Origin of the sequence: Actinomyces acetigenes, from assembly GCF_031296635.1 — a bacterium.
GTDB classification, from domain to species: Bacteria; Actinomycetota; Actinomycetes; order Actinomycetales; family Actinomycetaceae; genus Actinomyces; species Actinomyces acetigenes.
Genome location: NZ_JASPFC010000018.1, coordinates 1 through 14,385 on the forward strand (window position 1 = coordinate 1; position 14,385 = coordinate 14,385).

15 protein-coding genes are annotated in these 14,385 nt (G+C 69.9%); 7 read left to right on the forward strand and 8 right to left on the reverse strand.

Features of this window, described 5'->3' with window-relative positions:
• Nucleotides 1-244 precede the first annotated feature (244 nt).
• The 3 genes from RIV14_RS08400 (at nt 245) to RIV14_RS08410 (ending at nt 4,092) form a co-directional block, all read left to right on the forward strand.
• On the forward strand, nt 245-1,681 hold the full coding sequence (locus RIV14_RS08400; protein ID WP_075372069.1) for a DUF418 domain-containing protein: 1,437 nt from the start codon (nt 245-247) through the stop codon (nt 1,679-1,681).
• Nucleotides 1,682-1,818: 137 nt separating this feature from the next.
• Nucleotides 1,819-3,231: a DUF418 domain-containing protein gene (locus tag RIV14_RS08405; RefSeq protein ID WP_075372068.1), complete on the forward strand. Its 1,413-nt coding sequence runs from the start codon at nt 1,819-1,821 to the stop codon at nt 3,229-3,231.
• 414 nt (nt 3,232-3,645) lie between these two features.
• Nucleotides 3,646-4,092, forward strand: a complete 447-nt coding sequence (locus tag RIV14_RS08410; protein WP_075372067.1) for a hypothetical protein — start codon at nt 3,646-3,648, stop codon at nt 4,090-4,092.
• 514 nt (nt 4,093-4,606) lie between these two features.
• On the opposite strand, the gene RIV14_RS08415 is transcribed toward RIV14_RS08410, so the two are convergent.
• Nucleotides 4,607-5,899, reverse strand: coding sequence for a sensor histidine kinase (locus RIV14_RS08415; RefSeq protein ID WP_256699150.1), 1,293 nt, complete (start codon nt 5,897-5,899; stop codon nt 4,607-4,609).
• The gene (locus RIV14_RS08420; RefSeq protein ID WP_070658363.1) at nt 5,896-6,555 is read right to left on the reverse strand and encodes a response regulator transcription factor; all 660 of its coding nucleotides are present in this window, start codon (nt 6,553-6,555) and stop codon (nt 5,896-5,898) included. The genes RIV14_RS08415 and RIV14_RS08420 overlap by 4 nt, the downstream gene beginning before the upstream one ends.
• Nucleotides 6,556-6,731: 176 nt before the next feature.
• On the opposite strand from RIV14_RS08420, the gene RIV14_RS08425 reads away from it, so the two are divergent.
• The 4 genes from RIV14_RS08425 (at nt 6,732) to RIV14_RS08440 (ending at nt 10,417) form a co-directional block, all read left to right on the forward strand.
• Entirely contained in the window at nt 6,732-7,199 is a 468-nt protein-coding gene (locus RIV14_RS08425; protein WP_075372066.1) for a hypothetical protein, read from the forward strand.
• Nucleotides 7,200-7,282: 83 nt separating this feature from the next.
• Nucleotides 7,283-8,479, forward strand: coding sequence for a peptidoglycan-binding protein (locus RIV14_RS08430; protein WP_075372065.1), 1,197 nt, complete (start codon nt 7,283-7,285; stop codon nt 8,477-8,479).
• Nucleotides 8,476-9,189, forward strand: a complete 714-nt coding sequence (locus tag RIV14_RS08435) for an ABC transporter ATP-binding protein (RefSeq protein ID WP_075372064.1) — start codon at nt 8,476-8,478, stop codon at nt 9,187-9,189. Before RIV14_RS08430 ends, RIV14_RS08435 begins: the two co-directional genes overlap by 4 nt.
• Nucleotides 9,164-10,417, forward strand: a complete 1,254-nt coding sequence (locus tag RIV14_RS08440) for an ABC transporter permease (RefSeq protein ID WP_081379474.1) — start codon at nt 9,164-9,166, stop codon at nt 10,415-10,417. The genes RIV14_RS08435 and RIV14_RS08440 overlap by 26 nt, the downstream gene beginning before the upstream one ends.
• Nucleotides 10,418-10,638: 221 nt before the next feature.
• On the opposite strand, the gene RIV14_RS08445 is transcribed toward RIV14_RS08440, so the two are convergent.
• The 6 genes from RIV14_RS08445 to RIV14_RS08470 all read right to left on the reverse strand — a co-directional run bounded on the left by RIV14_RS08445 (nt 10,639) and on the right by RIV14_RS08470 (nt 14,353).
• A complete protein-coding gene (locus RIV14_RS08445; RefSeq protein ID WP_075372063.1) occupies nt 10,639-10,821 on the reverse strand; it encodes an Rv0909 family putative TA system antitoxin in 183 nt (60 codons plus the stop codon).
• A 177-nt stretch (nt 10,822-10,998) separates the two neighbouring features.
• Nucleotides 10,999-11,472 carry an MmcQ/YjbR family DNA-binding protein gene (locus RIV14_RS08450; RefSeq protein WP_075372062.1) on the reverse strand — a complete coding sequence of 158 codons (474 nt, stop codon included), beginning with the start codon at nt 11,470-11,472 and terminating at the stop codon, nt 10,999-11,001.
• 78 nt (nt 11,473-11,550) lie between these two features.
• Nucleotides 11,551-11,760, reverse strand: coding sequence for a helix-turn-helix domain-containing protein (locus RIV14_RS08455; protein WP_075372061.1), 210 nt, complete (start codon nt 11,758-11,760; stop codon nt 11,551-11,553).
• Entirely contained in the window at nt 11,757-12,518 is a 762-nt protein-coding gene (locus RIV14_RS08460) for a hypothetical protein (protein WP_075372060.1), read from the reverse strand. Before RIV14_RS08460 ends, RIV14_RS08455 begins: the two co-directional genes overlap by 4 nt.
• Before the next feature lie 305 nt (nt 12,519-12,823).
• A complete protein-coding gene (locus RIV14_RS08465) occupies nt 12,824-13,528 on the reverse strand; it encodes a hypothetical protein (protein ID WP_075372059.1) in 705 nt (234 codons plus the stop codon).
• A 144-nt stretch (nt 13,529-13,672) separates the two neighbouring features.
• Nucleotides 13,673-14,353: a hypothetical protein gene (locus tag RIV14_RS08470; RefSeq protein ID WP_075372058.1), complete on the reverse strand. Its 681-nt coding sequence runs from the start codon at nt 14,351-14,353 to the stop codon at nt 13,673-13,675.
• Nucleotides 14,354-14,385: the final 32 nt, after the last annotated feature.

A 14,385-nucleotide genomic window follows, 5' to 3' on the forward strand; every position in this document is an offset into this window, starting at 1 on the left:
CGCGCACGCGCCGGTGCGACGGGGGCAGCGGGCACTGCGGGAGGCGTGAGCACCGCTCTCGTGCCCATGGGTCGGTGGCACTGACTGGCACTGACGGGGACTGGCGAGCGCCGGCGGGTTCTGGACTCGGGCACTGATACGGCACTGAGCCCGTCAGCCGCTGCGGCGGGGCCAGCGGACAGCCCTTGCGCATCATTCTCCGGGCGGATGCAGCCGGTCCTCGACCGCCCGTAAGGTCCTGCCCATGCGGATGACAACCTCCTTCACCGGCTCGCGGGGCGTGCGATACCCCGCCCCAGACGTGGCCCGTGGCTTCATGCTCCTGCTCATCGCGGTCGCCAACGTTCCGTCATGGAACAAGATGCCCAACGGGGCCGAACCGCCGGTGTCCTCCGTTGACGGCTGGTGGATGTTCGTCCGCACGCTGCTGGTGGACCACCGGGCCTACCCGCTGTTCGCGATGCTCTTCGGCTTCGGGCTCATGACTATGATCAACCGACGCATCGCCTCCGGGACCCAGACCTACCTCGCCTCCCTTCCCGGCGCGCCGGAGGGCCGCGAGCCAATGCCGCACGAGGCGGCCTGGGCCCGCGAGATGGCCACCATTGACGCCTACCGCCTGGTGCGGCGCCGCGGCTGGTGGATGCTCCTGTTCGGATTCGTCCACGGCCTCGTCTTCCCCGGTGACATCATTGGCGCCTATGGGCTGGTCGCCGTCCTCCTGGCCAACCTGCTGGCCCGCAAGAACTACGCGGCGCTCTACCTCACCGGGGGCATCATCTCCGTGCTGGCGCTGGGGACGTACCTGGCCTCCGGGACCCTGTCGGGCGGCGACACCCTGACGGCCTCCGGGGAGCAGTCGGTCTCGCTCACGGCGGCACTGCTCTGGGTCGGCAGCAACATCGTGCAGTGGGTCATCGTGCTGGTCGTGCAGGTCCTCATCGCCCTCATCATTCCCGCCGTGGTGATCGGCGCCCGCCTGGCCGACACCGACATCCTCACCCAGCCGGAGCGGCACCGTCGCCTGCTGATCTCGGTGGGCCTGGGCGGTTTGGCGCTGGGGGCGCTCGCGGCGTTCCACGGCGCGCTGACGCTCGCGACGTCGATACAGCGCTGGCCGACGGACTTCGCCGCCACAGAGTTCTTCGGCCTGGCCGGCGCCTGCGGCTGGCTGGCACTGCTGGTGCTGTACGCCGGCGGACCCAGGCCGGATGGTCGGCTCACGGGGCTGCGCCGGCTCGCCTCCGCCGTCGGCCGCCGCTCCATGACCGTGTACCTGAGCCAGACGATCCTGTTCGGCATCATCTTCGGCATCATTCCGCTCCTGGTGACGGGCAGGCGCCTGTGGATGGGGCAGGCCGCGGCCGCCCTCGTCGCCCTGGGTGTCTGGCTGGCAACCGTGGTCCTGTGCCTCCTGCTGGAGCGCGGTGGTCATGCCGGCCCCTTCGAGACCCTGCTGCGCACCGCCGTCGCCCGCAGCGAGCGCAGGAGGACGCCGGCGCCCCCGCCCACCGTTTGGCCCGGGATGCAGCCGGGACCGTGGCCGATGATGCAGATGGGAGTCCAGCCGGGAGCGCCGGTGCCGATGCAGCCGGGCATGCCGCCAGCGGCTCAGCCGGGAGTCCAGCCGGGGGTGCCGGTCCAGCCGGGCATGCCGCCTGCGCCCCGGCCGGGAGCTTAGCCTGCCCCCTGAGCCGGCCCCGTCCCGGGGCCGTCCGCCGGAAGAATGGCTGGGCCTCAGGCTCCTCCTTTCGGTGGAGACGATCTCGGCGCTTAAGGCGGACGCCGCGGAACCACTGGTTTTCATACGGTCGAGTCATGAACACGACGACTTCCTCCGCGACCTCATTCAACGGTTCCCGCGGCCTGCGCTACCCCGCCCCCGACGTAGCCCGCGGCTTCATGCTGCTGCTCATCGCCCTGGCCAATGTGGGGTTCTGGGTGGCAGGCCCCGAGGGCCGTGCGCTATCGACCGTCGACAGGACCTGGGCCTTCATGCGTGCCCTGTTCATCGACCAGCGCGCCTACCCACTGTTCGCACTGCTCTTCGGCTTCGGGCTGGCCACCATGGTCAACCGTCGCATGGCATCGGGCATCGACGCCTACTGCCGGCAGCTGACCGGCGGGCTGCGGGCGCCGTCGGCGGCTGAGCTCGACCAGGCCCGGGAGCAGGCCACCATCGACGCCCGCCGCCTCGTGCGGCGCCGCGGCCTGTGGATGGTCCTGTTCGGGCTCCTCCACGGCGCCTTCTTCCCCTCGGAGATCATCGGCACCTACGGCATCGTCGCCGTCGTCTTCGCCGGGTGGTTCGCCCACAAGCACCACAAGCGCCAGCTGGCGGTGTGCGCCCTGGTCATTCTGTCCCAGATCGTGCCGGTGGTCCTGGCTATGCTCTTCGGCCCCGGCGGTGAGGCGGCTGCCTCCAGCGCGGCGGGCCCCGCCCCGGCGGCTGCGGCAGCCACCGGCGCAGGTGAGTCCGTGGCGTCAGCGCTGCCCTGGTTCGTGACCAACGTGAATGACTGGTTCTTCACCGCCCTGGGCGCGGCCTTCACCACGATGATTCTTCCCGCCGCCTTCCTGGGTGCCCGCCTGGCCGACACCGACCTCATCGCCCACCCCGAGCGCCACCGCGGTCTGCTGACACTCGCCGGGATCGGTGGTCTGGCCCTGGGGGCGCTCGGCGCGCTTCACGAGCTCCTGGTCCCGCTCACCAGTGCTCAGTCCTGGGAGGCCGACCCCGCCCTGATCGCGGTCCTGGGCCTGGCCGGGGGCTGCGGCTGGCTCGCCGTCCTGGCCCTCTACGCCGGCGGGCCGACGGCGGACAACCGGCTGACCGGCCTCAAGTGGCTGCTGTCCAACGTGGGGCGCCGCTCCATGACGGCCTACCTGTCCCAGACGGTCATGTTCGCCAGCATCTTCGTCATCGCGCCGTGGATGACCGGGAGGCCCCTGGAGCTGGGGTTGGCGGCATCCGCCGCGGTGGCGGTGATGGTGTGGCTGACGACCGTGGTCCTGTGCGCGGTACTTGAGCGGCTCGGCATGCCCGGTCCCTTCGAGGTCCTGCTGCGCACCGCCGTCGCCCGCAGCGAGCGCAGCCGCACGAACCCGTTTCCCCAGCAGGTCCCCGACCAGCGCACGGACCAGCTCCTCGGCCAGCCGATGAGCGCCCCGGCGTCGCCCGCCCTGTGGCGCGCGCAGGTCCCCGTCACCCCGGTTCCTGCGGGAGCCTGAGAGCGGGGCGGGTGCCCGACGCCATCGAGAGTGGGCTGAGCCCTGGTCCTCCCGGGAGGACCAGGGCTCAGCCCATCCTCCCGGGAGGAGAGGATCGGCCCGTCACGATGGCCCTGCCGGTGGGCGCCTCCAGCACCTACGGCCTGACGCGTTGAGACACCGAAGCACGGGTGGGTTCCCCAAGCGATGGGGAGGGCTTCCCCCGCGGGCCGGCGGGTGCGTGCCACCACATCCTTCAGGGATTCTGTATGGTGGGGTGGCCCGATGACCGCCTTGATGGCGTGTCAGTGCACCATGTCCTGAGGACTGTGAGTCGCCTCGCAGAATGCGAGGGTTGACCTGATCGTTTCACAGGGCATCGTTGACACGGTAGCCTGCCTGCGTCCCCAACTCCGAAGGAAGCGAACAGCCCTCATGACTCAGCCCCCCAACCCCGGTCAGCCCTTCTACCAGCAGCAGCCCTCGGCCCCGTCGGCTCCGGTCCCGGGGCAGCCCTACCCGCCCCAGCAGCAGTTCCAGGGCGCTCCCGGCGCCCCTGGCGCCCCCGGCCAGCCCTTCGCTCAGGCTCCGGCGGGGGACAGCTTCATGGGCAACCTCTTCGACACCGCCAAGCCCTTCGCCGAGAAGTTCGGCAAGGTGGTCTTCTACATCGCCGCCATCGCCCTGGTCGTGAACTGGCTCTACGCGGCTTACAACGCCGGTGACCTCACCCATGGCTTGGACATCGAGCTGCAGAACGGAAGCTTCAACTTCGGCAAGTTCCTGCTGAGTCTGCTCTTCGACGCCCCCTGGGTCGTCGCTCAGATCGGCCTCATCCGCCTCTTCATCGAGCTGGTCATCAACTCCGCCAAGAAGAACTAGTCGCTGCCCGGCGGAGTAGCGTCTCCGCCGCAGCCAGGTGCTTGACCCTGACGGTCGCCGGCCCGCGTGGTCGGCGACCGTCAGCCGTTGGTGCCGGCTGTATGGACACCGGGTTGCCTGTGTGGCCGAGTCCGGGGCCATGGCGGCGGAGCCAGACGCTCTCACCTCGGGGCCAGCCTCGCCTTCCCCTTTGGCCCCTTCCGGCTCCCGCGCAGGGGTCGGGAGGGCATGGTTCGACGTCGGCTCCGGCCCACCTCGTCGCCAGGGCGGCCTACTGCACGAGGGTGGGGGTGCACTGGCCAGGGGTTGTGCGTACTGCACGAACCCCCGCCCCCCGTGAAGTACACCCGACCCTCCTCCAGTAGCACCCGATCCTCGTGCATTGCGCACCCATGACACCGGGAACCATGTGGATGGTCGCGTCCGCTCCTTAGCGGGTGAAGCGAGCGACGACGATCAGGTCCGCCCCGCCGTCGGTGTCGTGAGGCGCTTTGACCCCCGAAGCTCTCAGTGGTCACGAGGCAGCATGGTTGGAATCTGCTGCGCTTGAGGCGTCCTCGGCCTGACCCACCGGCAGCTCGAGGACGGCCGTCAGCCCGCCGTCGGGGTTGGCGCTCAGGCGCAGCTCGCCGCCGTGCGCGGTGGCCACGGCCGTGACGATGGCCAGGCCCAGCCCGTGCCCGGAGCCCCGGGTCCGTCCCCGCCCCTCGCCGCGGACGAAGGGCTCGCGCAGGGACTCCACGCTCTCGGCCGCCACGACGGGGCCCTCGTTGCGGATCGTCAGGCGCACGCCGTCGTCCAGACGCGCCATGCCCACCGTGATGCGGCCGCCCTCGATGTTGTAGCGGGCCGCATTGCGTAGCAGGTTGGAGACGCTCTGGCGCAGCAGCACCGGATCCCCGGGCACCCGGGCGGGAAGCAGGTGGGTGGAGACGTGAAGCCTGCGCTCGGCGACCTCCGGCGCGATGAGGCGCAGGGCGTCACGGACCGTGGCCTCCATGTCCACGTCCTCGTGGGCCAGCTTGCCGGACTGGGCGTCGGCCAGGTCCAGTAGGGCGTCGATCGTCTCCCGGTTGGCGCGGTTGGTCTCCAGGACCCGGGTCAGAACCCGGCGCAGGTCCTCGGCCGAGGCCTGCGGGTCGGACAGGGCGACGTCGATCATCGTCTGCGTGGTGGCCAGGGGAGTGCGCAGCTCGTGGGAGGCGTTGGCCGCGAACCGGCGGTGGACGGAGAAGGAGCGCTCCAAGGAGGCCAGCATGTTGTCGAAGGTGTCCGCCAGGTCGTGGATCTCGTCGCGCGGGCCGGACAGGTCCAGCCGCTGACTGAGGTCGCCCGAGGCGGCGCGCTTGGCTGCCGCATTCATTGAGGACAGCGGCTGCAGCATCCGCCCCGCCAGGATCCAGCCGACGGTCCCGGAGAGCACCACGAGCAGCGCCAGCGCGCCGACGGCCGAGCGCATGATGGTGCCCAGCAGATCGAACAGGTTCGTGTCCACCTTGGCGGCCTCACCGACCTGCGAGACCGGCACGGCGGCGGTCTCCCCGACCGGACCTCCGATCTGGATGCTCAGCGTGACGTAGCGCGTGTAGAAGGAGACCAGGGCAATGAGGACCACGCCGGCGGCCGTCACCATCCCGGCGTAGGTCAGGGTCAGGCGGGCCCGGATACTCAGGTGCCGGGCGCGGCGCAAGCGCTCCCGGCGACCCGGCCGGGCGTCGCGGGCTTCACGAGCGCCGTGAGGCCCGCTGTCGGCGCCCGGCTGCGCCGCGTCGTCGGCCCGGGTCTGCGCAGCCCCCACCCCACTCATGCGCTGAACCTGTAGCCCGCGCCGGGAACCGTCTGGATCACGCGCGGCTCACCGAGCTTGCGACGCAGGTGGGAGATCGTCACCCGCGTGGAGTTGGTGAAGGGGTCGGCGTTGGCGTCCCAGGCCTTCTCCAGAAGCGTCTCGGCGCTGAGGACCCCGCCCTCGGCCTCCATGAGGACCTGAAGGACCGCGAACTCCTTGGGACTGAGGTGAATGAAGCGCCCATCGCGGTAGACCTCCCGGCGGAAGGGATCCAGGCGCACCCCGTGGGCCTCGAGGACCGGGGTGCGCGCCGGCTGGCTGCGTCGCCCCAGGGCCCGCAGCCGGGCCACCAGCTCAGGGAACTCGAAGGGCTTGGTGAGGTAGTCGTCCGCCCCCAGCTCGAAACCGCCCACGCGCGCGTCCAGCGTCCGGGACGCGGTGAGCATGAGGACCCGCGTGCTGGGGTAGTCGCGCACCACCCGCCGGCAGACCTCGTCGCCGTGGACCACGGGCAGGTCCCGGTCCAGGACGATGATGTCGTAGTCGTTGATCTCCACCTGCTCCAGGGCGCTGGCCCCGTCGCCGACGACGTCAACGGCCATCGCCTCACGCCGCAACCCTGTGGCGATGGCCTCAGCCAGGTACTCCTCATCCTCCACGACGAGCACGCGCATTGCCCTGCCTCCTTCACTGTGGTGTCTTCGGCCGGTCCCTGAGCGAACCAGCCCCCGTGTTGCCACAACATAAGCGAAATTGTGAATCCCATGGCAACACCGCTCCCGGTTGGCTGTTCCCCGAACGAACGGACGCCACCGCGCCCCGACCCACGTGAGCCGAAAGGACCCCTCCCATGAAGCAGCCCCTCAACACCCGGATCCTCACCCGCGCCGCCACGGTGCTGACCTGCGCCGTGTGCGCCGTCGGACTCATGACCGGATGCTCCCAGGGCTCGAAGGCGGACTCGGCCGCCTCCGCCTCCGCCACCAGCGGGGACGACTACCTGCTCAAGATGGCCAAGTGCATGCGCGACAAGGGCATTGACGTCTCCGACCCCGACTCCAACGGCAACGTGCAGTTCCCCGACAACGAGGCCGCCAACAAGGCCGCCCAGGAGTGCGAGCAGACCGTCGGCCCCGCCCCCGGCACCGAGGACCTCGCCAAGCCCGAGACGCAGCAGGACCTGGTCAAGGCCGCCGAGTGCCTGCGTAAAGAGGGATACGACGTGCCCGACCCCGAGGCCGGCAAGGGCATCCAGCTCAACGGCGATATCCCCCAGGACGTCATGAGCAAGTGCTTCTCCCAGGTCGGTAGCAAGTGACGCCGCGCCCCTCCGGGCGCCAACAGACCACAGGCTCGCGCGGCCCGGCTGCCGCGCAGACACACACTCAGACAGGCAGACACATGGATCAGACCACCACCTCCACGCAGGCCGACGACGGCTCGACCGGCACCGCGGACAAGCCGGCGGGTACGGCCCACCGCACCCGCCGCCGGGCCTTCCTGGCCATGGGGGCCGCCGCGATCCTGGCTACGGGCGCTGGTGCAGGCGCCTTCGCCTCCAGATCGGGCCCCTTCGCGGCCAAGGCCAAGCCGACGACGTCGACCTTCAACGGCGCCACCGACACCATCACCAAGGGGGACCTCCAGGGGCACACCTCCGTGACCGGTACCCTGCGCTACTCCGACTCGCGCAAGTTCAAGTCGGGCTTCGAGGGCGTTCTCATCCAGGTGCCCGACTCCGGGACCGTCCTGACCCAGGGGGACGTCCTCTACCGCACGGGCTCCGGGACCGCCTACCTCATGCGTGGCTCCCTGCCCGCCTGGCGCAACTTCGAGGCCGGCATGGAGGACGGCGAGGACATTCGCCAGCTCGAGACGGCCCTGAGGGACCTGGGGTACTTCGACTACGATCCCGACGACCACTTCAGCTGGGCCACCACCAGCGCCATCATAAAGTGGCAGAAGGACCTCGACCTGCCCCAGACCGGGACCATCCCACTGGGACGGGTAGTCTTCGCTCCCGGGGACCTGCGCGTGGGGAAGGTCGCTGCCCGGGTGGGGGACCGCGTCGCCGCCGACACCGAGCTCTTCGACGTCACCTCCACCACCCAGGTGGTCGACGCCAACATCAAGCTCTCCGACCAGAAGCTCGCCGTCGCCGGCACCGCCGTGACCATCAAGCTGCCCGACGCCAAGACCACTCAAGGGAAGATCACCTCCGTGGGCACCCCCACCGAGAAGTCCTCCGGCTCCGAGTCAGGTTCCGGTTCCGGCTCAGGTTCCGGCTCCGGCTCCAGCGAGTCCAAGGAACGGGTCATCCCCATCACCGTGACCCTCACCGACGCCTCGGCGACCACCAACTTCCAGGAGGTCTCCGTCACCGTCGACCTGCCCAGCGAGAAGCGGACGGGTGTCCTGTCGGTGCCGGTCGGGGCCCTGCTGGCCCTGAGCGCCGACCAGTACGGCGTCGAGATCGTCGAGTCCGGCGGCACCACCCGCAAGGTGCCGGTCACCATCGGGCTGTTCGCCGGCGGGCGCGTGGAGATCTCCGGTAAGGACATCTCCGAGGGACAGCGAGTGGTGGTGCCGCAGACATGAGCCGCATCCTGTCCCTGCGCGACGTGAAACGCACCTACGGGGAGCCGCCCGTGGCCGCCTGCGCGGGCGTGAGCCTGGAGATCGACTACGGCGAGTTCGTCGCCATCGTCGGCCCCTCGGGCTCGGGCAAGTCCACGCTCCTCAACCTCATCGGCACCCTGGACCGGCCCAGCTCCGGCACCGTCGAGATCGACGGCGTCGACGTCGGCTCCCTGTCCGACGCCAAGCTCTCGGCCCTGCGGGCCAGCCGCATCGGCTTCGTCTTCCAGCAGTTCCACCTGGCCGACGGCGTCAACGCGGTGGACAACGTCGCCGACGGCCTGCTCTACAGCGGGGTCCCCCGCTCCGAGCGGCGCCGACGCGCCCGGGCCGCCCTCAGGCGCGTCGGCCTGGCCCACCGGCTCGACCACCGCCCCCACCAGATGAGCGGCGGCGAGCGCCAGCGCGTGGCCATCGCCCGGGCCGTCGTCGGCGAGCCCCCACTGCTGCTGGCCGACGAGCCCACCGGGAACCTCGACTCCACCTCCGGGGCCTCGATCGTCGAGCTCCTCCACGAGCTCCACGCCCAAGGCACCACGATCATCGTCATCACCCACGACAACGAGCTGGCCGCCCAGCTCCCCCGGCAGATCGCCATCCGCGACGGCCGCATCGTGGGGGACTCAAGCCTGAAGGAGATCGTCCATGACGACGTCTACGCTCCGGCGTGACCGGTCCACGGCCGAGCGGGCCGGCAACGCCCCGGCTCGGCGGCTCCAGCGCTCGCGGCTGCGCCTGGCCGACGTGCTGCGCCTGGGAGGCACCGGCATCAGGGCCCGCCCCACCCGCGCCTTCCTGTCCGCACTGGGGATCGCCATCGGTATCGCCGCCATGATCTCGGTGGTGGGCATCTCGGCCTCCAGCCGCGCCCAGCTCTCCGCCCAGCTCAACTCCCTGGGGACCAACCTGCTGACGGCCACCGCCGGCCAGGACCTCTTCGGAAACTCCTCCTCCCTGCCGCAGGACAGTGTCGGCAAGGTCCGCCTCATCGACAACGTCCAGAGCGCCTCGAGCACCGGGCTGGTCAAGAACTCGCTGGTCTACCGCACTCCGCTCATTGACAAGAACGCCTCCGGCGGCATCACCACCCTGGCCGCGGACAAGTCGCTGCTCGACGTCGTGGCCGGCCAGGTGGACAAGGGCACCTGGCTCAACGAGGCCACCAGCAAGTACCCGGCCACGGTCCTGGGTCAGACGGCGGCCCAGCGCCTCGGCGTCGTCTCGCCGGGAACCAAGGTGTGGATCGGCGGCAACTGGTTCACCGTGGTCGGCATCCTCAAGCCGGTGGTGCTGGCCCCCGAGCTCAACAACGCCGCCCTCATCGGTCAGGGCGTGGCCAGTAACCTGCTGGGGCACGACGCCAAGCCGACGACGGTCTACACGCGCAGCCAGGACGCCGCCGTCCCCACAGTGCGCAAGGTGCTGGCGCCGTCGATCTCACCGCAGGCCCCCAACGAGGTCAAGGTCTCGCGCCCCTCGGACGCGCTGGAGGCCAAGAACGCGGCCGACAAGGCCTTCACCGGCCTGCTGCTGGGCGTGGGCTCGATCGCCCTGCTCGTCGGTGGTATCGGGGTGGCCAACACGATGATCATCTCGGTGCTCGAGCGCCGTCGGGAGATCGGGCTGAGGCGGTCCCTGGGCGCGATGCGCGGACACATCCTCGTGCAGTTCATGACCGAGGCGCTGCTGCTGGCCTCCCTGGGCGGTGCCCTGGGCTGCATCATCGGGATCGGGGTGACTGCCGGGATGTCGGCCGCCAACGGCTGGCCCTTCTCCCTGCCAGTGGTCGCCGTCGCCGGTGGGCTGGGCATCACCATCGCCATCGGCGCCCTGGCCGGCGTGTACCCGGCGGTTCGGGCCTCCCGCACTCCTCCGACCGCCGCGCTCAACGCGCAGTAGGCGAGCGCAGGCAGCCCGAGGGGAGGCCGATGAGACATCCCGGTGGGAGACAACTGGGCCCCGCGGTGGCGGCACCGGACTGTGGCGGCCGGTGCTTGAGAGAAATGGGGAGAGCCCAGTTGGCCGGGATCGCGTGAGGGCCCCGCACTGAACTGTGCGGGGCCCTCACTCCTGCGATCAGAAGACCGCGGTGCCTGGGGTCAAGCAGGCTCTCAGCCGGATCACTCCGTGCCGAGCTTGCCGTCAACGGCGTCGCGGGCGGCGTCGATCTTGTCGTCGTACTTGCCGCCGGTCGCCTTCTTGGCAGCACCGGCTGCGGCGTCCAGCGCCTTGTCGCTGATCGCCTCGGCCTTGTCGGAGTTGAGAGCGTCACCGGCCTTCTTCGCCAGGTCATCAAGTCCCATCTGTGTCTCCTTCCGTCGGGTGGCCAGACGTCGGATGACGATGGCCTCGCCTGAATAGTGCCAGGTTTGCGCACCTGCGTCATCTGAGACCGGCTCGACCGCCGGTCTTCGGGAGAGGACTGCGCGGGAGAGGACATCCCGCGCGGCCGGCCTCCGGACTGCTGTGGGGACGGCGCCTCACCACTGCCAGGTGGGGCGGGTGGGGGAGCCTGCGGCGTCGGCCAGAAGGACGGCCTCGCGCGTCCGGCGGGTCAGGAGGGACAGGACAAGCCGGTAGGAGTCCTCGACCATGCCGGCGGCCTCGTCCGCACGGTAGTCGGGGCTGGTGAGGTCGATGCTCACCCAGTGCCGCTTGGACTGGTGGAAGCCCGGTTCCACCCACTCGAAAGCGGCCCGCACGGCGACGACGTCCTCGGGGTCGAGCTTGACATTGGCCAGGAGGCGGCCGTCGGTGTGGGGGATGAGCAGCAGGAAGAGGCGGGGGCCCACCGAGGCGACGGGGATGTCCCACTCGGGCTTGTGCCCCGCCCAGGCGCCGGGCAGCATGGCCGCCGTGGCCAGGAGCTCGTCGCGGCGGGCGGTCACGGCGGCCTCGTCGACGCGCGTGGAGGGCTCGTCGGGGTGAGGGCTGCGGTGGAGTGGTGCGGTCATCGACGTCGAGCCTACGATCTCCCCGCCCGGCATCGAGCGCTGCCACAAGGTGAGGCGCCCAGGATGAGTACTGGGAGGTCAGTGCGGCACGACCTCCAGGAGCTCTCCGACCGAGCACCCCAGGGCCTCGCAGATGGCGCAGAGCGTGGAGTAGCGAATGGCCTTGGCGCGGTCGTTCTTGAGCACTGAGAGGTTGACGGTGGTGACCCCGACCTTCTCGGAGAGCTCCACGAGCGTCATCCCGCGGGCGGCCAGCAGCTCATCGAGGTGGCAGACGACGTGACTCACACGAGCCCCTCGGTCTGTTCGCGCAGCACGGTGTTCTCAGCGGCCAGGGTGCGGGAGTGCTGGTACACGCGGTGCAGGGCGAGCAGCAGATGCGTGGCGAGGATGAGGATGATGATGCTCTTGAGGGTCGGGATGTCGTTGCCGGTGGGGATGACCCCGGTCAGCTCCGTTCCTGCTCGGGCACCGGTGAGGTACTCGTCGGAGATCGCCAGGCCTGAGATGCGCAGCGCTAAGGCGCTCAGCTGCTGTCCCAGGAGGAGCCAGAACAGGTGGCCGCCCCGAGTGAAGAGGTGGTCGACGAATCCCCTCCGCTCCGGGCGGATCGCGGCGATGAACCGGACGAAGGCGACGGCGCAGGCCACGATGAGGAGGAGGTGGATGGCAATGATCAGGCCGACGAAGAACCGCGCGCCGCCGGACATTCCGTGCACGGTCCCATAGCTCACCGAGTAACCGTTGATCGTCTCCACCGTCGTGCGCCCGAAGGACAGGTGCCGGTCCAGCGCGGGGTCGCTGTCGGTGAGCTCCATCAGCAGCCCGCGGCCGTTGATGAGGTCCCACAGGTTGGAGCCGAGCATGTAGAAGGAGGGGAAGCAGAGCAGGGCGAGGAGGAACGAGGTGAAGGCCAGGCTCCCGGGGCCGACGCCGGCGTCGGCACCAGGGGAGGCACCGACGTCATCCGTTGGGGTCTGGTCGGCGGCCACCTCGTCGTCGAGGTCGGCGCCGGGGGCGGTGTCGGGTTCGGTGCTGACAGTCATGACGACACTCCATATCGACTATCGATGTATCGATACTCGATATGGTGCGCTTGGGCACTCGCCTTTGTCAAGCATTCTTCCGGGCGGGCCCTGCCGTGCAGCCGCTGCCGACGGTGTCAGGCCGAGGTGTTGTGTGCGGGCGGGGCATTGCGCGTGGTCGGGTGCCGAAACTTCCAGCCGGGGACATCCTGCACGCCCGGGGACAGGATTGCTGTCCCCGACGGCGTCGAATGCCCCCGGCTGAACGGAAAAGTCTCTGGCCGTGTGGAGTGTCCCCACCCGGAGTGAGGTGCCCCTGGCTGTGCTCAGTGGATCGTCTCGAGGACGGTCGTCCTCAGCTCGTCAACGGTCTGACCGCTGGAACCGGCGTTGACGGCGATGATGGCGTACTTCCCCTTCTCCTTGGTGGGGGCCGCGATCACGGCACCGTTGACCGTCTGGCCTCCGATGTTCGCGGTGTAGTTGAGTACGGCCGCCTCGCCATTGGCGGTCTGCTCGGTGGAGTAACCGGTCGGGGTCCCTCCGGGGATCGAGGTGAGGGCGGCGCTCAGCTCAGCCTCGGTCGGGGGCGCGGTGGCGGGTATGACGGTCTTGGAGACGTTGGCGTTGCCGAGGTAGGGTTCGGCGCCGGTGTCGGGGGCCTTGTAGTAGATGTCGGATGTCTCGTCCAGGGGGGTGGCCTGCCAGCCCTCGGGCACCGCGAAGGTGATGCCGACGGTGGGGGCGGTGATCTCCTGGTAGCCCGCGGGCGTCGTTTTGGGCAGGTCGCTCTTCGTGGCGCTGGCGGAGGCCTTGTCGTCGGCCTTGTCGGTCTTGTCCGCCTCGGCGTCCTTCTTGCTGTCCTTCTTGCTGTCCTTGGTGTCGCCCTTGTCTGATGCTGACGAGCTGTCGGAGGCGGCTGAGCTGGAGGAGCTGGAGCCCCCAGTGCTCTGAGAGCAGGCGGTCAGAACGGGGGTGGCGGTCAGGGCGAGGCCGGCCAGTAGTATCGCGGCGGTGCGTACGGATTTCATGATGCTCCAGTGTGCGAGTGCGAGTGTGATAACTAGGTCATCACGTTTTGCTGAGAATACTCGATGGGGATGATTCCCCATCGTGGACTGAAGGCGGGGCTCGCGGTGGCCGGGCTGTGACAGGCTCGCCATCGCCCCTGCCCGTCAGCGGGCCGTCGTGAGGATGGTGGACACGATGGTATTGACCTCCTGCTCGTTGCCGGCCGTCACGGCGATGCGCACGTAGGTGCCCGACGACGTCGGCACGGCCACGACCGCGCCGGCCGTCTGGGCGCCCTGAACCTGCGCGGTCGAGGTGTCGACAGCGGCCTGCCCGTAGGTGGACTGCTTGGTGGAGTAGCCCGTCGGCGTGCCTCCCTGCCGGGTGATGGTCTCATCCAGGCTCTCCTGGGACGGGGGCGTGGAGGAGGTCTCGGTCTCCTTGGCGACCGCGGCGCTGTTGAAGGAGATGCCGCCGCTCTGTGAGAACCGGCCGTAGAAGGCGTCGGTGCTGCTCAGGCGCTGGGTGAGGGTGGAGGGATCCACCCCCTGAGCCCGGGCGAGCAGCGCCTTCTGGGCCTCGGGAAGGGCGTTGAGGTCCTGCCAGTCCTCGGGAATCGCGAAGGTGAGGCCGGATGTCGGTGCGGTGACCGCCTGGTGGCCCGCCGGGATGGAGGGGGTGGCGCTGCCGGAGGTGCTCGCGCCGCCCCCGCTCGACGACGTTGCCGCGGCCACGGGTGCCGAACCGGCCGCTGTGGCCGAGCCCGCCGACGAGGGGCTGGTCTGCGAGCAGGCCGCCAGGATGAGGATGGTGGCCAGGGCCAGGACGGCGCGCGTGGTTCTCATGATGTCTCCGGGGTGAGGACGTGATCGTGATG